The sequence below is a fragment of the Pseudomonas aegrilactucae genome (assembly GCF_019168305.1).
Classification (GTDB): domain Bacteria; phylum Pseudomonadota; class Gammaproteobacteria; order Pseudomonadales; family Pseudomonadaceae; genus Aquipseudomonas; species Aquipseudomonas aegrilactucae.
In genome coordinates, this window is the sequence record NZ_JAHTBI010000011.1 from 46,047 (window position 1) to 65,099 (window position 19,053).

The window sequence follows — 19,053 nt, forward strand, 5'->3', positions numbered from 1 at the left end:
AACCGGCCGGCACCTGGGGTGCCAGTCGATTAGTCCAGCTTAGGCTGCGACAACAACCACACGTACGGTGGCTTCTACGTCGCTGTGCAGGTGCACGGCTACGTCGAATTCGCCAACGTTACGGATGGTGCCGTTCGGCAGACGCACTTCAGACTTGGCCACTTCAACGCCGGAGGCGGTCAGGGCGTCAGCGATGTCGTGGGTGCCGATCGAACCGAACAGCTTGCCTTCGTCACCGGCGGTGGCAGTGATGGTCACTTCCAGCTCGGCCAGTTGGGCAGCGCGGGTTTCAGCCGAAGCTTTCTTGTCTGCAGCCAGTTTTTCCAGCTCGGCACGACGCTCTTCGAACGCAGCCAGGTTGGCAGCGGTCGCAGCGGTAGCTTTGCCGAATGGCAGCAGGTAGTTACGGCCGTAACCGGCCTTAACGTTTACCTTGTCGCCCAGGTTGCCCAGGTTGGCGACTTTTTCCAGCAGGATCAGTTCCATTAGGTATAAACCTCTTAACTTTTAACCTTCACCGTTCGCGTCATCTGCACCCTTGGATGCAGAACGACCGCGAAAATCAATCAGGCTGTCGACAATGGCCAGAACCACGAGCAACGGATAAATCAGCTGCATGAACAGCACCAGCGTTACGTACATCCCCACCAGCCAGAACCTGGCCAGTCGCTTTTGCGCCACCAGCCCATGCATCAGGGCCAGCCCGGCGAACACCAGCGGTACGCTGCACAACGGTGTCAGCATGGCCAGTTCGGTACCGAAATTCGGCGCCACCAGCATGCACACCAGCAACAGCAACGCCGGCATCAGCGGCAGTCTTGTGGCGCGAAACTCGCTGCCAAAGCCTCCCGGGTTATACAACGCGGCCTGCCAGTAGCGACCCAGCATCAGGGCCAGCAGACTGACAGCTTGCAGCAACGACGCAATCAGGCCGGTAAGCACCGGTGCAATGACGCTGCCGAGGCGGGCCCGCTCTTCTACCGACATCTGCTGGTAGAGCCCGTCGAGCATCTGCGGCAGGGCTTTTTCAAGCGCCTGCGCCAATGCATCGATCGGTTCGCGGAACACCGAACCCAGAACAACCCCGTACACCAGGCCCCAGGCGATGCTGAACAACAGCACCCGGTTCCAGGACTGCCCGGCGCGTAGCAACGCAGCCAGACCAAAGGTACCCAGCAACACCATCAAGGTGCGCGGCTCACCGAAGAACCACCAGACCAGCGCCGGCAGCAATGCCAGGGCGAGGATCCCGGAGGCGTCCTTGAAACCGCGCCGCAGCAGCACAAGGCTCCCGGCGGCGGCACTCAACCAGAACAACAGCGGCATTGCCGCACAACCGACCACTACCAGCGTGGCCTGCACGCGACCGCGCATGATGAAATCAGCTAACGCTCGCATGCACTTTATCCCTTGCTACCTGTCGACGACCCGGTCTCAGCGGCCGTGGCTGTCGGTGTAGGCCAGCAGGGCCAGGAAGCGGGCGCGCTTGATAGCGGTAGCCAGCTGACGCTGATAACGAGCTTTGGTACCGGTGATACGGCTTGGAACGATCTTGCCGGTTTCGGATACATAAGCTTTCAGGGTGTTGAGATCTTTGTAATCGATCTCTTTCACTTCTTCAGCAGTGAAGCGGCAGAATTTACGACGACGGAAGAAACGTGCCATGTAATAGGCTCCTCAAAAGGTCCGTGGATTACTCGTCAGCGTTATCGCTGTTGTCGCTGTCATTGCTGTCGTCGCCATCGGCGCTGTCAGCATGCTCAGGACGGTCGCGACGCTCACGGCGCTCACTGCGGTTTTCTTCAGCCTTGAGCATCTCGGACTGGCCGGTAACGGCTTCGTCGCGACGGATGACCAGGTTACGGATCACGGCATCGTTGTAGCGGAAGTTGTCTTCCAGCTCGGCCAGGGCCTTGCCGGTGCACTCAACGTTCAGCATCACGTAGTGAGCCTTGTGAACATTGTTGATTGCGTAGGCCAGTTGACGACGGCCCCAATCTTCCAGACGGTGGATTTTGCCGCCGTCTTCTTCGATCAGCTTGGTGTAACGCTCAACCATGCCGCCGACTTGCTCGCTCTGGTCAGGGTGGACCAGAAAGATGATTTCGTAATGACGCATGAATGCTCCTTACGGGTTGTAGTCTGCCACCAGGGTGGTCAGACAAGGAGTGAATGACACTGTTTGTCTTGCCTTGGGCGGTGGGCACTTGCGCGCCCGCCAGCGTGGCAAGGGGCGCAATTGTAGAGAAGCGCCGATGCACACGCAAGGTAATTGGTGATTATTTGAACAGATCCTGAGGCCCCTTCGCTGGCAAGCCAGCCCCCACAGGGTTTCGCGGCGCACGCAAAAACTGTGGGGGCTGGCTTGCCAGCGAAGGACACAACGCCACTATCAGGCCTTGCGCTTGGCCTGACGCTGACGCACCGCCTCGAACAGGCACACGCCCGTCGCTACCGACACGTTCAGGCTGCTGACGCTGCCTGCCATCGGCAGCTTCACCAGGAAATCACAGTGCTCGCGGGTCAAGCGGCGCATGCCCTTGCCCTCGGCGCCCATGATCAGGATGGTCGGGCCGGTCAGGTCCTGCTGATACAGCTCCTGCTCGGCCTCCCCTGCCGTGCCCACAACCCACAGGCCGCGCTGCTGGAGTTTCTCCAGGGTCCGCGCCAGGTTGGTCACCGCCACCAGCGGAATCACTTCGGCCGCGCCACACGCTACCTTGCGCACCGCAGGGGTCAGGGTCGCCGACTTGTCCTTGGGCACCACCACCGCCAGTGCACCCGCCGCATCGGCGGTACGCAGGCAGGCGCCCAGGTTGTGCGGGTCGGTCACACCGTCCAGCACCAGGATCAGCGGCGCGCCTTCGGTACGGTCCAGCAGCTCTTCGAGCATCGCCTCGCCCCACACCTGGCTCGGGCTCACCTCGGCGACCACGCCCTGGTGCACGCCCTCGACCCAGGCATCCATCTCGCGTCGCTCGGCCTGGCCGACCGAAACGCGGTTCTGCGCTGCCAGCTCCAGCAGCGCCTGCACCCGCGGCTCGCTACGGCTGTCGGACAACCACACCTGCTTGACCCGCTTGGGGTGGTGACGCAACAGCGCTTCCACGGCATGCACGCCGTAGATCTTTTCCAGCTGACTCATGACTTGGCCTTGGGTTTACGTGGGGCGCCACCCGCCTTGGGTGGCCCCTTGCGGTGCTTGCTCGGCTTGTCCGACGATGCCTTGGAACCCTTGGCCGCAGGCTTGCCGCCGGCGTTCTTGGCATCGGACAACAAGGCCTTTTTCATTTCCCGGCTCTTGCGCACTTCGGCGTTCTTGGCCGCGGCATCGGCCGGGAAGTAGGCGTCGGAGGCTTCGTTCTTGCGGCTGCGACGCGGCGGCTCGGCGGCAGTGACCGGTGCGGTTTCAGCCTTGGCCGCCTTGGCAGGCGAGGTGTACGGCTTGGCAGCACCATTGGACTTGACCGGGGCGGCGCCCGACTTGCCCTTGGCAGCAGGCTCGGCACCCCGCGGCTTGCGACCGATCGGCGCATTCAGGGTGTTTTCGGCCATCTCGAAGTCGATCTTGCGCTGTTCCAGGTCGACGCGCATCACGCGCACCTCGACCGTGTCGCCCAGGCGGAAGCTGCGCCCGGTGCGCTCGCCCGCCAGGCGGTGGTGTACCGGGTCGAAGTGGTAGTAGTCACCTGGCAAGGCACTGACGTGCACCATGCCTTCGACGTAGATGTCGGTCAGCTCGATGAACAGGCCGAAACCGGTCACCGCGGTGATCACGCCCGGGAAGCTCTCACCCACGCGGTCCTTCATGTACTCGCACTTGAGCCAGTTGGTCACGTCGCGAGTGGCTTCGTCGGCGCGTCGCTCGCTCATCGAGCACTGCTCGCCCAACTGTTCCAGCGCCGCCTCGTCGTACGGGTAGATACGTGCCTTGGGAATGCTCATCGCGCCGGCCCGCTTGACGTGCGGGGTTTCCTGACGCGAGCGGATCACGCTGCGGATCGCACGGTGGGTGAGCAGGTCCGGGTAGCGCCGGATCGGCGAGGTGAAGTGGGTGTACGCCTCGTAGTTCAGGCCGAAGTGGCCGTTGTTGTCGGCGCTGTACACCGCCTGGCTCAGCGAGCGCAGCATCACGGTCTGGATCAGGTGGAAGTCCGGGCGACCGGCGATCTGCGACAGCAGTGCCTGGTAATCCTTGGGCGACGGACCGTCCTTGCCCTTGTGCAGCGACAGGCCCAGCTCGCCGAGGAAGGCGCGCAGTTTTTCCAGGCGCTCTGGCGGCGGGCCATCGTGCACCCGGTACAGCGCGGGGATTTCATGCTTCTTGAGGAACTCGGCGGTGGCCACGTTGGCCGCCAGCATGCACTCTTCGATCAACTTGTGCGCATCGTTGCGCACGGTCGGGCGAATTTCCGCAATCTTGCGCTCGGAGCCGAAGATGATACGGGTTTCCTGGGTCTCGAAGTCGATCGCGCCACGGGTGTGACGGGCCGCCAGCAGCACCTTGTACAGCGCATACAGTTGCTTGAGGTCCGGCACCACATCGCTGTACTGCTCGCGCAGGGCCTTGCCCTCACGGGTGCGCGAGTGCTCCAGCATGCTGCTGACCTTGTTGTAGGTCAGCCGTGCGTGGGAGTGGATCACCGCTTCGTAGAACTGGTAGTCGACCATCTGGCCAGACTTGTTGATGGTCATTTCACAGACCATCGCCAGCCGGTCGACGTTCGGGTTCAGCGAGCACAGGCCGTTGGACAGCTCCTCGGGCAGCATCGGGATCACGCGCTCGGGGAAGTACACCGAGTTGCCGCGCACCTGGGCTTCGTTGTCCAGGGCAGAGCCCAGGCGCACGTAGCTGGACACGTCGGCAATCGCCACGAACAGGCGCCAGCCGCCGGAGAACAGGCGCAACTTGCCCAGGCTCTCGCAGTACACGGCATCATCGAAGTCGCGTGCGTCTTCGCCGTCGATGGTGACGAACGGCAGGTGACGCAGGTCGATGCGGTTCTCCTTGTCCTTCTCCTCGACTTCAGGCTTGAGCTTGCGCGCCTCCTTGATGACCGCTTCGGGCCATACGTGCGGAATGTCGTAGCTGCGCAGCGCCACGTCGATTTCCATGCCCGGCGCCATGTAGTTGCCGATCACTTCGACGACATCGCCCTGCGGCTGGAAGCGTGCAGTCGGCCAGTGGGTGATCTTCACCTCGACGAACTGGCCGACCTTGGCGTTGGCGTTGCGGCCCGGGGTGACCAGCACTTCCTGCTGGACCTTGGGGTTGTCGGGGGTCACGAACCCCACGCCGCCTTCTTCGAAGTAGCGGCCCACGATGCTTTCGTGGGCACGCGAGATCACTTCGACGATCACGCCTTCGCGCCGGCCGCGCCGGTCCAGGCCCGACACACGTGCCAGTGCGCGGTCGCCATCGAACACCAGACGCATCTGCGCCGGGCTCAGGAACAGGTCGTCGCTGCCATCATCAGGGATGAGAAAACCGAAACCGTCGCGGTGGCCACTGATGCGACCCAGGATCAGGTCCAGCTTGTCTACCGGGGCATAGGTGCCGCGCCGGGTATAGATCAGCTGACCATCACGCTCCATGGCACGCAGACGGCGGCGCAGGGCTTCGATCTGGTCCTCGGTGTGCAGGCCGAACTCCTCGGCCAGCTCCTCGCGCGCAGCGGGAGAGCCACGCTCGTCGAGGCGCTGGAGGATCAGCTCACGGCTAGGAATAGGGTTTTCGTATTTTTCCGCTTCACGAGCGGCCTCGGGATCGAGGGTCTGCCAATCGGCCATTAGTAGGGGTTCACCTTGTCTATATAGGGTTAGTTTGGCATAGGCGTATTGAAACCGGAAATTTCAGGCTTGGACAGCCCTGTCAGAGCCCTCGAACGATGCCAAAACAGCCCAAGGAACAACGACTTGAATTTTTTGAGATTTTTTCCAAACGGGGCTTTACAGCCCTTTGGAGCATCCGTATAGTGCGCACCACAACGACGAACACCGTCGTTATAGTTGAGAAGCGCCGTGATGTGAAGCATCATGAAGCCTCAGCGAAATGCCCAGATGGTGAAATTGGTAGACACGCCAGCTTCAGGTGCTGGTGACCTTACGGTCGTGGAAGTTCGAGTCTTCTTCTGGGCACCAATTTCAAATTTCAGATGCATTTTCAAGTCTGGAATTTACGCGACACGCTACACCGTTTTCTGTTTCAATGCTTCAACTGCTTTACTTGCCCAGATGGTGAAATTGGTAGACACGCCAGCTTCAGGTGCTGGTGACCTTACGGTCGTGGAAGTTCGAGTCTTCTTCTGGGCACCATATTCTAGAGAAACCCGCGAAAGCGGGTTTTTTTATGCCTGGGATTTGCCCCCATGCGCCCGGGCAGCCCCTCCCCTACTCGCCCATCGGTTGCATCCCTTGCATCGTGTTTCTCCATTGACCTGCAAAAACAGCCGCTTCGCCCGCGTGACCGGTAGGCGGCTCATGAATTTTTCCTCACGGGCGTACTTGAGAACCTATATCGTTTATTATTGTTTCAAGATTTGTAGCCCGCAAGCGAGGAAATACCCGCATGACGATCCGCTCTAACCCGATTCTGCGCGGCCTGGCCGTTTCCGTTTTCAGCCTGGTACTGGGCGCACCCGCCGCCATGGCGGCCGACCCGGTGGCGCTGACCTTGTACAACGGCCAGCACAAGGAAATCGGCGAAGCCATCGCCAAGGCCTACGAGGCCAAGACCGGTATCCACATCAATATCCGCAAGGGCAGCAGCAACCAGCTGGCCAGCCAGATCATCGAAGAAGGCGAGCGTTCGCCCGCCGACGTCATCTACACCGAAGAATCCCCGCCGCTGAACAACCTCGGTCAACTGGGCCTGCTGGCCAAGATCGACGATACCACCCTGCAGGTGCTGCCCAAGGAATACGTGGCCAGTAATGGCACCTGGATGGGCGTGACAGCGCGCACCCGTGTGGTCGCCTTCAACCCCAAGGTGATCGACGAGAAAGACCTGCCCGCCTCGGTCATGGACTTCGCCGACCCCGAGTGGGACGGCAAGGTCGGCTTCGTGCCCACCAGTGGCGCGTTCCAGGAACAGGCCGTGGCCATCCTCAAGTTGCACGGGCGTGAAGCCGCCGAAGAATGGCTGACCGGCCTCAAGGCGTTCGGCAAGACCTACACCAACAACATGGTCGCCCTCAAAGCGGTGGAGAACGGTGAAGTCGCGGCCGTACTGGTGAACAACTACTACTGGTACGCCCTGAAAAAAGAGCGCGGCCAACTCGATTCCAAACTGTATTACCTGGCCGACGGCGACGTCGGTGGCCTGGTGACCATCTCCAGCGCCGCCGCCGTCAAGGCCAGCAAACACCCCAAGGAAGCCCAGGCTTTGCTCGCGTGGATGGCCAGCGAAGAAGGCCAGCGCGTGATCACCCAGACCACCGCCGAGTACCCGCTGCACAAGGGCATGGTCTCCGACCAGGGCCTGAAGCCGTTCGAAGACCTGCGCCCGCCGAAAATCACCCCGGCAGACCTGGGTAACGCCGAAGAAGCCCTGGAACTCGAGCGTGAGGTCGGCCTGCTCTGATGGACGCCGTACTGCCTGCGCCGGCCCTGCCGCGCTTTGTACCCCGGCGCAAGCGCCCCTCGATCTGGGTGGTGCTGCCGGTGCTGTTGCTGGTGGGGCTGAGCCTGCTGCCGCTGCTGTATGTCGGGCTCAAGGCCTGGCAGGCCGGCTGGCGCGAAGCGCTGTACCTGCTGTGGCGGCCCTTCGTCTGGGGCCTGATGAAGAACACCCTGCTGCTGATGGCCGGGGTCACTGTGGCGTGCGCGGTGGTCGGCCTGGCCCTGGCCTGGCTGCTGGAGCGCAGCGACCTGCGCGGGCGCCGCCTGTGGGGCGTGATCCTGTGCCTGCCGTTCGCCGTGCCGGCGTTCGTCAGCGGCTTTACCTGGGTCTCGCTGAGCCCGCGCTTCGAAGGCCTGGGCGGAGCGATCCTGGTGATGGCACTGTCCAAGTACCCGCTGGTGTTCCTGCCGGTGGCCGCCACCCTGCGCAACCTCGACACCTCGCTGGAGGAGTCGGCGCGCACCCTGGGCTACAACCGCTGGGGCGTGTTCCGCCGGGTCACCCTGCCGCTGCTGTGGCCGTCGATTCTGGGCGGCAGCCTGCTGATCGCCCTGCACATGCTGGTGGAGTTCGGCGCGCTGTCGATTCTGGGCCTGCAGACCTTCACCACCGCGATCTACCAGCAGTTCGAACTGGAGTTCAGCAACGCCAATGCGGCGATGCTGTCGGCAGTGCTGCTGTTCATGTGCCTGCTGATGCTGTGGCTGGAACTGCGGGTGCGCGGCAAGGCCCGCCACGTGCGCATCGGCCAGGGTGTGGCGCGCCGTGCCAAGCCGATCCGCCTCGGCGGCTGGAGCCTGCTGGGCCAGCTCAGTTGCCTGCTGCTGGCGGTGCTGGGCAGCGGCATCCCGCTGGGCATGCTGGGGTACTGGCTGAGCGTGGGTTCGTCGGCGGCGTTCCCGGTGGCCGACATCAGCCGGGCGCTGTTCTCGTCGCTGTCGCTGGCACTGGGCGGTGCCGGGGTGAGCCTGCTGCTGGCGTTGCCGGTGAGCTTCCTGGTGGTGCGCTACAAGGGCCGCCTGGCGATCTGGGCCGAACGCCTGCCGTACCTGTTGCATGCGCTGCCGGGGCTGGTGATTGCGCTGACCCTGGTGTACTTCGCGCTGCACTATGTGCCGGCGATGTACCAGACCACCGGCCTGTTGCTGCTGGCGTATGCGCTGCTGTTCCTGCCGTTGGCGCAGGCACCGGTGCGCACGGCACTGACCAAGGCGGCGCCGCAGCTCGAAGAGGCGGCGCGAACCCTGGGGGCGACACCGTTCAAGGCGTTCTGCCGGGTAACCCTGCCGATTATCTTCCCGGCACTGGCCGCGGCGTTTGCGCTGGTGTTCCTGGATGCGATGAAGGAGCTGACGGCGACCCTGCTGCTCAGCCCGACCGGGATGACCACGCTGGCGACCGAGGTGTGGGCGCATACCGCCAACGTCGAGTTCGCGGCAGCGGCGCCCTATGCGGCGCTGCTGATTCTGGTGTCGGGGTTGCCGGTGTATCTGCTGACGACGCGGATGTACCTGAACCGGGCCTAGACCGCGTCGCGCCCTTCGCTGGCAAGCCAGCTCCCACAGGAACCCACTGTATTCAAGGGCAGTGGAGAACCTGTGGGAGCTGGCTTGCCAGCGAAGGGGCCGGTACAGCTGACCTCAGGCCCGGAACTGCCCCAGGCTGGCCTTCAACTGCGCCGCCAGGTCGTCCAGCACCTTGCTGCTGGCCGTGGTCTGCATCACCACCTGCGCCGCGCGCTCGGCCTGCGCATGAATCGTCTCGACCCGACCGCGTACCGCCTGCGCCCCTTGCGCCTGCTGCTCGGCCGCGCGCGTGGCCAGGCCAATCGCCGCATGCACCTGCTCCACCGACACCTGCACCGACTGCTGCAGCCGCGCATTGTCCTTGAGCACCGTCAGCCCTTCGCTGGCCTGGCGCCCGGCCTGGCTGATCGCCGCCACCGCTTCGCGCGCGCCCTGCTGCAAGGCACCGATATGCGCCTGGATATCGCCCGTGGAGCTTTGGGTCTTGCTCGCCAGTGCACGCACCTCGTCGGCCACCACGGCAAACCCGCGCCCGGTCTCACCGGCTCGCGCCGCCTCGATCGCCGCATTGAGCGCCAACAGGTTGGTCTGCTCGGCAATCCCGTGAATCACCTCCAGCACCACTTCGATCTGCTGGCTCTGCTCGGCCAGCCGCTCGATCACCTTGGCCCCGGCGCCCACCTGCCCGGCCAGCGCCTCGATCAGCTTGGCGACCTGAGCAGAAGTACGGCTGTTCTCATCGGTGGCCTGGCGAATGTCGACCACCTGCTGCAACGCCGCCTGCATGGCATGGCTTTCAGCCTGGGCCTCATCGGCCATGCTCGACAGCGCACGCAGGCTCTCGGCCACTTCATCGCGCTGGGAGGCCGCGGCCGCATCGGCGCCGGCATTGTGCTGCGCCATGGTGCCGATCTCGACCCCGGTGCGCTGCGCCACTTCTCCGGCTTCGCGCACGATCGGTTGCAACTTGTCGACGAACTGGTTGACCGCCGCCGCCATGTCGCCGATCTCGTCGCGGCTGTCGATCTGGACACGCTTGGTCAGGTCGCTTTCACCGGCCGCCAGGTCATTGAGTGCGGCAATCAGCAAGCGCAACTTGCTCAACACCCGGCGCCCGAGCACCACGGCCACGACCAGCAGCACACCCAGGCCCACCAGTGCCAGGCCCAGGCCGATGTTCCAGCGCAGGGTTGCCGCCGCTTGCTGCACGGTCTGCGAGGTGTTGGCCTGCATGCCCGCCGCACTCGCCTGGGCCGCCTGCAAGCGGGCTCCCAGGGCCTTGTTGCTGTCTGCCGCGGCGCCCACCAGGCTATCGCCCACCAATTGCCCGGCGCTGGCGATCAGCGTCGAGAAACGTCCGTCCAGGGCCTTGAGTTCAGTCTCCACTGCGGCGGTCGAGACGCCCATCACCACCTTGCCGATCTCGGCGCCGTTGGGGTTGATCGGTGCCTCGATGATGTACACCCCCGGGTCGTTGCGCGCCGCGTCCAGCACCCGGTCCAGCGCACGCTCGCCCTGGCCTTTTTCCAGCAGGGCCTGGTTGATCGGGTTCTGCCGGTTCAGGTAGCGGGTAAGGTGCTGGCCCTGGGCGTCGTCGTAGACCACGAACAGCACGTTGGGATTGCGCTGGGCGCGCCGGGAGAACTCCGACAGCGCCGGCACATCGTTATCCCACATGGCGCGCGGGGCAACGGAGGCCAGCAGCTCGGCCATGTCGTTGGCCGACTCCTTGAGGTTTTTCTGCAGGCTGGCGCGCAACTGCGCCTGCTCCTCTTCGAGACGCGCCGACAGCCCGGCGCTCAAACGCTCGCGCGTACTCGCCGAAAGGCTGTCCAGACCCGAGCTGAGCTCGCGCCCGGCCTGCTCCAGTTCGGCTGACAGTTTTTGGCTGTCGGCGCCCAGACGCTCACCCAAATCGGCTTCCAGTGCAGTCACCGTGCTCCGGGTCAGCGCGACCGCGACCAGCACCTGCACCAAAAGAGCGATACCCAAGGCAACAAACACAGGCCGCAACAGGCGGCTTCGTAACAATGAGAGTACGGCCGACACAAAAGAACCCTCCACATCGCGGGGCCATTATAGTGATGGCACCTATAAGGGGATTCTTACAGCAAAGGTCGTGCCGAACAGCAGGCATACTGGTCAAATACATCGCCAGGAGTGACCGTTATGGCCCTTTCGCTGGCAAGCCAGCTCCCACAGGTGCTCCACCGACCTCAAGATCAGTGCTATCCCTGTGGGAGCTGGCTTGCCAGCGAAGGGGCCAAAAAAAAACGCCGCTGCCCCAAAGGGGCAACGGCGTTTTCGACTGCCTACAGCGAATCAGGCAAACGGATGACGCAGCACGATGGTCTCGTTGCGGTCCGGGCCGGTGGAAACGATGTCGATCGGCGCGCCGATCAGCTCTTCCACGCGCTTGATGTAGGCACGGGCATTGGCCGGCAGTTCTTCCAGGGTCTTGGCACCCACGGTCGACTCGCTCCAGCCTGGCACTTCTTCGTATACAGGCTGCAGGCCCACGTAGCTGTCGGCGTCAGTCGGCGCAACGTCCTTGCCTTCTGCATCCTTGTAACCGACACAGATGTTGATGGTTTCCAGGCCGTCGAGCACGTCCAGCTTGGTCAGGCAGATGCCCGAGATGCTGTTCACATCGATGGCACGGCGCAGGATGACCGCGTCGAACCAGCCACAACGACGAGCACGGCCGGTGGTTGCGCCAAATTCGTGACCTTGCTTGGCCAGGTGTGCACCGACGTCGTCAAACAGCTCCGTCGGGAACGGGCCCGAACCTACGCGCGTGGTGTAGGCCTTGGTGATGCCCAGGATGTAGTCCAGGAACATCGGGCCAACGCCCGAACCGGTCGCAACGCCACCGGCGGTGGTGTTGGAGCTGGTCACGTACGGGTAGGTACCGTGGTCGATGTCGAGCAACGAGCCCTGGGCACCTTCGAACATGATGTCTTTGCCGGCGCGGCGCAGTTCATGCAGCTCGGCAGTGACATCCAGCATCAGCGGCTTGAGCAGCTCAGCGTATTCCTTGCACTCGGCCAGGGTCTTTTCGAACTCGATGGCGGGCTCTTTGTAGTAACCCACCAGCATGAAGTTATGGTAGTCCACCAGCTCACGCAGCTTGTGCTCGAAGCGCGGCATGTTGAGCAGGTCGCCCACACGCAGGCCACGACGCGCGACCTTGTCTTCGTAGGCCGGGCCGATGCCGCGACCGGTGGTGCCGATCTTCAGCTCGCCACGGGCCTTTTCACGAGCCTGGTCCAGCGCGACGTGGAAGGACAGGATCAGCGGGCAGGACGGGCTGATGCGCAGGCGCTCGCGCACCGGTACGCCCTTCTCTTCCAGCTTGGTGATCTCGCGCAGCAGGGCATCCGGTGCAACCACCACGCCGTTGCCGATCAGACACTGCACGCCTTCGCGCAGCACGCCCGACGGGATCAGATGCAGTACGGTCTTCTCACCGTCGATCACCAGGGTGTGGCCCGCGTTGTGGCCACCCTGGTAGCGCACTACGGCGGCAGCATGTTCGGTCAGCAGATCAACGATCTTGCCTTTGCCCTCATCACCCCATTGGGTGCCCAGGACTACGACATTCTTACCCATAACACTTGTCCTCATTCGCGCAAACTTGGCGCCGGCTCATACCGGCGGGGAATCTCAAATGGCCAGCGGCAGAACCTGCCAAAGCCCGTTTTGCTGAATCAATTGCCGATCGCAATCCGCCTCGACGGCGGCGGCCTGCGGCTGCCCAGGCAAGGCCTGTACCACCCGCTGACCCTCGCTGCGCAATTGGCAGACCAACTGCCAAAGTGCTGCGTCGGTGCTGTCGGGCATCCAGATCCCGCCAGACGGCAACACCACCTCGGCTCGCCCCAGTGTGACCAGGGTCTTCAAATCCGTGGAGAAACCGGTGGCCGGGCGCGCCCGGCCAAAGTCCGCGCCGATGTCGTCATAGCGACCGCCCTGGGCGATCGACTGGCCGACACCCGGGACGAACGCGGCAAACACCACACCGGTGTGGTAGTGGTAACCACGCAGTTCGCCCAGGTCGAAGTACAACGGCAGCTCGGGGTAACGCGCCGACAGCCGCTCGGCAATCGACAGCAGGTCATCCAGCGCTGCCAGCACCGCCGCCGGCGCTCGGCCCAGGCGTACGCGTGCCGCCTCCAGTACTTCACGCCCGCCACACAGCTCGGTGAGCGCGCGCAGCATGCCGGCAAGGTCGGCCGGCAGGTCGGCGGTGAGCGCAATCACTTCGTCGATGGCCTTGCGCTGCAGGGCATCGAACAGCTGCTGCTCGACCGAACCGGACAACCCGGCGGCACGCGCCAGGCCGCGGTAGATCCCCACATGCCCCAGGTCCATGTGCACATCCGGCACATCGGCCAGTTGCAGCATGCCGAGCATCAGGCTGATGACCTCGACGTCGCTGACCGGGCTGGCATCGCCGTACAGCTCGGCGCCCAGCTGGATCGGGCTGCGCGAGGTCGACAGGGCACGCGGCTGGGCGTGCAGCACGCTGCCGGCGTAGCACAGGCGGCTCGGCCCTTCACGGCGCAGGGTGTGCGCATCGATGCGCGCAACCTGTGGCGTGATGTCGGCACGAAAGCCCATCTGCCGGCCCGACTGCGGGTCGATCACCTTGAAGGTACGCAGGTCCAGGTCCTGGCCGGCACCGGTGAGCAGCGATTCCAGGTACTCGATATGCGGGGTCACGACGAACTCGTAACCCCAGCTCTGGAACAGGTCCAACACCTGACGACGCGCGATTTCGATACGCGCCGCCTCAGGTGGCAGTACTTCTTCGATGCCATCTGGCAGCAGCCAGCGGTCTACCGTTGCCATTACGCCATTTCCCCTATGGTCCGGGCGGCCTGCCCACGGGCGAGCCTTGAGTGAAGCAGGTATCGGCAGACAATGACGGGCAGCGCTGATTCCAGCGAAACCGCCGTGCCAATACCCTCTTAGATCCTGGGTCGCGCCACAAGCCTGCGGCCCTTGCGGGCCAATCGATCTTGCAGACGCAAAAAAGCCGGGAATTTCCCGGCTGCCGCATCATACACCCGTTTTCTCGCGGGGGCACCCCGCCCGACGTTTTAGCCGCCGGGCGGGGTGTGCATGCTTACGGTTTGGTCTTGCCCATGAAGCGGAAGAACTCGCTGCTCGGGTCCAGTACCAGTACGTCGCTCTTGTCGGCGAAGCTTTCGCGGTAGGCCTTCAGGCTGCGGTAGAACGCATAGAAGTCCTGGTCCTGGCCGTAGGCCTTGGCGTAGATGGACGCTGCCTGGGCATCGCCATCACCACGGGTTTCTTCCGACTCGCGATAGGCTTCGGCCAGCAACACGCGGCGTTGACGATCGGCGTCGGCACGGATGCCTTCGGCCAGCTCGTTACCCTTGGCGCGGTGCTCGCGAGCTTCACGCTCACGCTCGGTGCTCATACGTTCGAACACGCTGCGGTTGACTTCCTTGGGCAGGTCGATGGCCTTGACGCGAACGTCGACCACTTCGATACCCAGCTCCTTGCTGGCCATGCGGTTCAGCGAGGCAGTGATATCAGCCATCAGCGCGTCACGCTCACCCGACACGACTTCGTGCAGGGTGCGCTTGCCGAACTGGTCGCGCAGGCCGCTTTCCAGACGACGCGACAGGCGCTCGTCGGCGATCTGCTTCATACCCGAGGTAGCGGTATAGAAGCGCTCGGCGTCCTGCACGCGCCATTTGGCGTAGGCATCGACCATCACCGCTTTCTTCTCCAGGGTCAGGAACCGCTGGGTCGGGGCGTCGAGGGTCATCAGCCGCGCGTCGAACTTGCGCACCTGGTTCACGTACGGCACTTTCACATGCAGGCCAGGCTGGACATCGGCCTGTACCACACGGCCGAATTGCAGCAGCACGGCACGTTCGGTCTGGGCCACGATGTAGAAGCTGTTCCAGGCGACGATCGCCAGCACCACGGCGACGATCACGGCGATCAGGGATTTATTGCTCATCAGCGGCTCTCCCTGGAGCGCGTCTCGCGCTGTTGCTGTTGCAGGTCTGCGGCGGCACGGTTGGCGGCGTCATTGGCCGACGGCGTTGCGCTGGTGACCGGCGCGCTGCCACTGCGGCGGCTGTCGATCATCTTGTCCAGCGGCAGGTAGAGCAGGTTGCTCTGACCGTCCTTGCCCGATACCAGCACCTTGCTGGTGTTGCTGTAGACTTCCTGCATGGTGTCCAGGTACAGACGCTGACGGGTCACCTCAGGGGCCTTGCGGTACTCGGTGACCAGCTTGGTGAAGCGGTCAGCCTCACCCTTGGCACGCGAGACCACTTCATCGCGGTAGCCATTGGCATCCTCGATGATGCGCTGCGCCTGACCACGGGCCTCTGGCACCACGCCATTGGCGTAGGACTCGGCCTGGTTGCGCGCACGCTGCTCGTCTTCACGGGCACGGATCACGTCGTCGAAGGCTTCCTGCACTTCACGCGGGGCTGCCGCGCTCTGCACGTTGACCTGGGTCACGGTGATACCGGTGCGGTAGGTATCGAGGAAGCGTTGCAGGCGCTCCTTGATTTCCACGGCCATCTGCTCACGGCCTTCGGTCAGCACCTTGTCCATCGCGGTGGAACCCACCACATGGCGCAGGGCACTGTCGGTGGCGTGCTGCAGGCTGACTTCAGGCTGATCGACGTTCAGCACGAAATCCTGCAGGTTGGTGATCTTGTACTGCACGGTCAGCGGCACCTCGACGATGTTCTCGTCTTCGGTCAGCATCTGCCCCTGCTTGGTATAGGCACGCTCACGGGTGACGTTTTCCATGTACTTGCGATCGATCGGCGGGAAGTAGATGTTCAGGCCCGGCCCTACCGTCTCGTAGTACTTGCCGAAGCGCAGCACCACGGCCTGCTCCTGCTCGTCGACCACATACACGGCACTGTACAGCCAGATAGCCGCCAGCACGGCCAGGCCGATACCCAGCAGACCCAAGCCGGCACCCTTGCCCGAGCCGCTGTCGCCGCCCCGTTTCTTGCCACTGCCGAACATGCCGTTCAGGCTATCCTGCAGCTTGCGGAAGGCCTCGTCGAGATCCGGTGGACCCTTCTTGTCGCCGCCACCACGGCGCCCACCCCAAGGATCCTGATTGTTCGAGTTGCCACCCGGCTCATTCCAAGCCATAGCGCTCTCCATCTGATAAAGCAAAGACGCGCCCACGGCGCGCCGTCCAATGCTACAGAATGCCTGTCACGGCTGCCCGACCGCGAGGTCAGGCTTGTATTGCAAAGTGTGTTGCTCGATGAACTCCAGCGGCTTCATCCCCTCGCGGCTCACCAGGCGATTGAACTCGACCCGGGACAAGCGCACCGCCAGCAAGGTGTTGCCGTCTTCGTCATGTGCTTCGCTCTGCACCGCACCGAGGTCGAAGAACAGCGCGCGCAACCGCGCGAAACGCTGCTCCAGGCGCAAGGTGCCGATGAAAAGATCATCCCCCAGCAGTTCGGCGACGGCCTGCCCCACCAGCTCCAGGCCACGCCCGTCACGGGCCGAGACCCAGACCCGCTGCGGCTTGCCGTCGGCATCGCGCTGAATCTGCGGCTCGACCCCTTCGAGCAGGTCGAGTTTGTTATACACCTCGAGGATCGGCAAGCCTTCGGCACCGATCTCGCCCAGTACCGCCATGACCTGTTCGATCTGCTCCATGCGGTCCGGCTCGTGGGCATCGATCACGTGCAGCAGCAGGTCGGAGTTGCTCGACTCTTCGAGCGTAGCCCGAAATGCCTCGACCAGCTTGTGCGGCAGGTGACGAATGAAGCCCACGGTGTCGGCCAGCACGATCGGCCCGACGTCATCCAGCTCGAGCCGGCGCAAGGTCGGGTCGAGGGTGGCGAACAGCTGGTCGGCCGCGTAGACCTCGGACTGGGTCAGGGCATTGAACAGGGTGGACTTGCCGGCGTTGGTGTAGCCCACCAGCGATACCGAGGGGATATCTGCGCGCTTGCGCCCGCGGCGTGCCTGCTCGCGCTGGCTGCGCACCTTCTCCAGGCGCCCCTTGATCTGGCGCAGGCGAACCCGCAGCAGGCGCCGGTCGGTTTCGAGCTGGGTTTCACCCGGCCCACGCAGGCCGATACCGCCCTTCTGCCGCTCCAGGTGAGTCCAGCCGCGCACCAGGCGCGTGCTCATGTGCTCGAGCTGGGCCAGTTCGACCTGCAGCTTGCCTTCATGGGTACGGGCGCGCTGGGCGAAGATATCGAGAATCAGACCCGTGCGGTCAAGCACGCGACACTCGAAAACGCGTTCGAGGTTACGTTCCTGACTGGGCGTGAGGGTGTGATTGAAAATGACCAAATCGGCCTGTTCGGCTTTGACCAGGTCGCGAAACTCCTCGACCTTGCCGCTGCCAATCAGGAACTTGGCGGTAGGCTGGTGTCGCGCCACATTGGCGAACGCGACAATGTCGGCACCGGCCGACAAGGCCAGCTCACGGAACTCCTGCGGGTCTTCGCGCGCCTCAGGGCTCTGACCTTCCAAGTGAACGAGGATCGCCCGTTCACCACCACCGTGGCGCTCAAAGAACAAAGCAGACTCCTATCAGGCGTTACCTGGCTCAGCGTCGCCCTGTTCGGCATCGGCTGCGCTTGGCAGACGGATCGGACGAACCGGCACCACTGTCGAGATCGCGTGCTTGTAGACCATCTGGCTGACGGTGTTCTTCAGCAGGATCACGAACTGGTCGAACGATTCGATCGTGCCTTGCAGCTTGATGCCGTTGACCAGATAGATCGAAACACCGACCTTCTCTTTTCTCAAAGTATTCAAGTAAGGGTCTTGTAGCGAATGCCCTTTTGACATATGCCGCACTCCTGTAAGGATCAATAATAAAAAATCAAGAAATCTGATGGCTTTGGCCGCCCCACCCAAGCGTAGACGGCAATTGCAGGGACTCAGCCCAATATGGAGACCGTTCCCAGGTATTTCAAGGTGCGCGGCAGATTGTCGCAAGCCAGGCTGTCCAACCAGTGCAGATCGGCCCAACTGCGCAACCAGGTAAACTGCCGCTTCGCCAACTGGCGGGTGGCAATGATGCCGCGCTCCTGCATTTCAACCGCACTCAACTTGCCATCAAGGTGATCCCAGACCTGGCGATAACCGACTGCCCGTATAGACGGTAGCCCTGCATGCAAGTCACTTCTGGCACGCAGCGATCGGACCTCGTCAACGAAGCCCTGTTCCAGCATTTGCTCAAATCGTAGCGCAATTCGCGCATGCAGCACCTGCCGGTCCTGCGGGGCGATTGCCAGGCTGGCGACAGTATAGGGCAATTGTTCATGCGCCGAAGCGCCTGCGACGCTACTTTGCGCCAATTGACGCTGGCGATGTGACGTCATCGTCATGCCGCTGACCCGGTACACCTCCAGCGCCCTGACCAGCCGCTGCGGATCATTGGGGTGAATGCGCGCCGCCGACTCCGGGTCGACCTCGGCCAATTGTGCGTGCAGCGCGTGCCAGCCCAGGCGGGCGGCCTCGGCTTCAAGCTCGGCACGCACCTGCGCATCGGCCGCCGGCATGTCGGCCAGGCCCTCCAGCAACGCCTTGAAATACAGCATGGTGCCGCCCACCAGCAGCGGAATATTGCCGCGCGCGGTGATTTCGCCCATGGCCTGCAGCGCATCACGCCGAAAATCGGCGGCCGAATAGCTTTGCGCCGGGTCCAGAATATCGATCAGCCGATGCGGGTGCGCCGCCAGCAGCTCCCGGGAGGGCTTGGCGGTACCGATGTCCATGCCGCGATAGACCAGCGCCGAGTCGACGCTGATCAGCTCGCACGGCAGCACCTTGGTCAGCTCGATGGCGAGGTCGGTCTTGCCGGCGGCGGTGGGGCCCATCAGGAAGATGGCCGGGGGATTGCGAACTGCCATA

The 19,053-nt window shown here is 63.4% G+C and carries 16 protein-coding genes and 2 tRNA genes; 4 read left to right on the forward strand and 14 right to left on the reverse strand.

Annotation, left to right across the window (positions count from 1 at the left end):
* Nucleotides 1-39: 39 nt before the first annotated feature.
* From rplI to rnr, 6 genes are all read right to left on the reverse strand, one after another.
* Nucleotides 40-486, reverse strand: coding sequence for a 50S ribosomal protein L9 (gene rplI, locus KUO17_RS04925; RefSeq protein ID WP_163946422.1), 447 nt, complete (start codon nt 484-486; stop codon nt 40-42).
* 21 nt (nt 487-507) lie between these two features.
* Complete coding sequence (locus KUO17_RS04930; protein ID WP_217974012.1) at nt 508-1,398, reverse strand: hypothetical protein; 891 nt, start codon at nt 1,396-1,398, stop codon at nt 508-510.
* A 36-nt stretch (nt 1,399-1,434) separates the two neighbouring features.
* The gene (gene rpsR, locus KUO17_RS04935) at nt 1,435-1,665 is read right to left on the reverse strand and encodes a 30S ribosomal protein S18 (protein WP_003171373.1); all 231 of its coding nucleotides are present in this window, start codon (nt 1,663-1,665) and stop codon (nt 1,435-1,437) included.
* 28 nt (nt 1,666-1,693) lie between these two features.
* Complete coding sequence (gene rpsF / locus KUO17_RS04940) at nt 1,694-2,119, reverse strand: 30S ribosomal protein S6 (protein WP_010221605.1); 426 nt, start codon at nt 2,117-2,119, stop codon at nt 1,694-1,696.
* A 273-nt stretch (nt 2,120-2,392) separates the two neighbouring features.
* Complete coding sequence (gene rlmB / locus KUO17_RS04945) at nt 2,393-3,145, reverse strand: 23S rRNA (guanosine(2251)-2'-O)-methyltransferase RlmB (RefSeq protein ID WP_217974013.1); 753 nt, start codon at nt 3,143-3,145, stop codon at nt 2,393-2,395.
* On the reverse strand, nt 3,142-5,790 hold the full coding sequence (gene rnr, locus KUO17_RS04950) for a ribonuclease R (protein WP_217974015.1): 2,649 nt from the start codon (nt 5,788-5,790) through the stop codon (nt 3,142-3,144). Before rnr ends, rlmB begins: the two co-directional genes overlap by 4 nt.
* A 264-nt stretch (nt 5,791-6,054) precedes the next feature.
* Between rnr and KUO17_RS04955 the strand changes: the two genes are divergently transcribed.
* From KUO17_RS04955 to KUO17_RS04970, 4 genes are all read left to right on the forward strand, one after another.
* Nucleotides 6,055-6,141, forward strand: a tRNA-Leu gene (locus KUO17_RS04955).
* Nucleotides 6,142-6,228: 87 nt separating this feature from the next.
* Nucleotides 6,229-6,315: transfer RNA gene (locus KUO17_RS04960), tRNA-Leu, on the forward strand.
* 253 nt (nt 6,316-6,568) lie between these two features.
* Nucleotides 6,569-7,582, forward strand: coding sequence for an extracellular solute-binding protein (locus KUO17_RS04965; protein ID WP_217974017.1), 1,014 nt, complete (start codon nt 6,569-6,571; stop codon nt 7,580-7,582).
* Nucleotides 7,582-9,147: an ABC transporter permease gene (locus KUO17_RS04970; protein WP_217974018.1), complete on the forward strand. Its 1,566-nt coding sequence runs from the start codon at nt 7,582-7,584 to the stop codon at nt 9,145-9,147. The genes KUO17_RS04965 and KUO17_RS04970 overlap by 1 nt, the downstream gene beginning before the upstream one ends.
* A gap of 114 nt (nt 9,148-9,261) precedes the next feature.
* On the opposite strand, the gene KUO17_RS04975 is transcribed toward KUO17_RS04970, so the two are convergent.
* The 8 genes from KUO17_RS04975 to miaA all read right to left on the reverse strand — a co-directional run bounded on the left by KUO17_RS04975 (nt 9,262) and on the right by miaA (nt 19,052).
* On the reverse strand, nt 9,262-11,196 hold the full coding sequence (locus tag KUO17_RS04975) for a methyl-accepting chemotaxis protein (protein ID WP_217974019.1): 1,935 nt from the start codon (nt 11,194-11,196) through the stop codon (nt 9,262-9,264).
* Nucleotides 11,197-11,469: 273 nt separating this feature from the next.
* Entirely contained in the window at nt 11,470-12,759 is a 1,290-nt protein-coding gene (locus tag KUO17_RS04980) for an adenylosuccinate synthase (RefSeq protein ID WP_217974021.1), read from the reverse strand.
* A gap of 54 nt (nt 12,760-12,813) precedes the next feature.
* Complete coding sequence (locus KUO17_RS04985) at nt 12,814-14,001, reverse strand: ATP phosphoribosyltransferase regulatory subunit (protein WP_217974023.1); 1,188 nt, start codon at nt 13,999-14,001, stop codon at nt 12,814-12,816.
* Between the two features lie 277 nt (nt 14,002-14,278).
* Nucleotides 14,279-15,148 (reverse strand): protease modulator HflC, encoded by an 870-nt coding sequence (hflC, locus tag KUO17_RS04990; protein ID WP_217974025.1) that lies wholly within the window; start codon nt 15,146-15,148, stop codon nt 14,279-14,281.
* Nucleotides 15,148-16,314 carry an FtsH protease activity modulator HflK gene (gene hflK / locus KUO17_RS04995; protein ID WP_217974026.1) on the reverse strand — a complete coding sequence of 389 codons (1,167 nt, stop codon included), beginning with the start codon at nt 16,312-16,314 and terminating at the stop codon, nt 15,148-15,150. Before hflK ends, hflC begins: the two co-directional genes overlap by 1 nt.
* 66 nt (nt 16,315-16,380) lie before the next feature.
* Complete coding sequence (hflX, locus tag KUO17_RS05000; protein ID WP_217974028.1) at nt 16,381-17,712, reverse strand: ribosome rescue GTPase HflX; 1,332 nt, start codon at nt 17,710-17,712, stop codon at nt 16,381-16,383.
* Between the two features lie 12 nt (nt 17,713-17,724).
* Entirely contained in the window at nt 17,725-17,985 is a 261-nt protein-coding gene (gene hfq, locus KUO17_RS05005; RefSeq protein WP_043863535.1) for an RNA chaperone Hfq, read from the reverse strand.
* Between the two features lie 92 nt (nt 17,986-18,077).
* The gene (gene miaA / locus KUO17_RS05010; RefSeq protein ID WP_217974087.1) at nt 18,078-19,052 is read right to left on the reverse strand and encodes a tRNA (adenosine(37)-N6)-dimethylallyltransferase MiaA; all 975 of its coding nucleotides are present in this window, start codon (nt 19,050-19,052) and stop codon (nt 18,078-18,080) included.
* Nucleotide 19,053: the final 1 nt, after the last annotated feature.